General features: G+C 64.0%; 1 protein-coding gene. It reads left to right on the top strand.

Translation table 11 applies throughout. The features are described 5' to 3' along the window. A partial coding sequence (locus GVL12_RS25695) for a VCBS domain-containing protein (protein ID WP_200844094.1) occupies positions 1–887 on the top strand: 887 nt, incomplete at both ends.

Raw genomic sequence — 887 nt, 5'->3', positions numbered from 1 at the left:
GATGGCAGCATCACGCTGAGCTACACATATACGCTGCAAGTCGCTCCCGACGTTTCCGGCACCGACACCAGGGACGACTTCACGGTCCAGGCCAAGGACCGTGATGGCGACAGCCACAATGCCACCGTCTCCATCAAGATCGTGGACGACGCACCGCTGGCCGTGGATGACACCAACAGCATCGAAGAAGATGCAACAGCGCCGACCACGGGCAATGTGATCACCGGGGGGGCTGGCAAGGACACCCAAGGCGCCGACGGCGCAACGGTCTCCGGCGTGGCCGCCGGCGACAAGGCCGCCAATGGCGGAACGGATGTCGCCGGACAGGTCGCAGCCGACGTCGAGGGCCAATACGGCACCCTGGTGCTCGATGCCGATGGCAGCTACAGCTATGCGCTGGACAACACCAACCTCGACGTTCAGGGCCTCACAAGCGGCGAGTCCCTCACCGAGACCTATACCTACACCATCACCGATGCCGATGGCGACACCTCCACCGCCACGCTGACCATCACCATCCACGGCACCGACGACGGTGTCACCGTGACCATTCCGCCGACAGCCACCGATACCGCCACCACGCCCGATGGCAATGCCAACGACCTGGTGGTGTTCGAGAGCGGCCTGACCGACGGCAGCCAACCCGGTGCCGGCGACATCACGGTGGACTCCACCATCGAGCTCAACGCACTCGATGGCCTGGACCCCGATGAAGCGCTCACACTTACCTATATGGGACGTGATGGCAGCGCGGCAACGCTGGTCCTGACCAAGGCCGAGCTCGAAGCACTGTCGAGCACTCCCAAGACCCTCTCCACGGAGTACGGCGCGCTCGAACTCAAGGGCTATGCACAGGCCGCCGATGGCAGCATCACGCTGAGCTACAC

It is taken from the genome of Pantoea sp. 18069 (assembly GCF_902706035.1).
Taxonomy (GTDB): Bacteria; Pseudomonadota; Gammaproteobacteria; order Burkholderiales; family Burkholderiaceae_C; genus Comamonas.
Note: the sequence above shows the minus strand (reverse complement) of the source record. Positions and strands in the feature narration are given on the sequence as shown.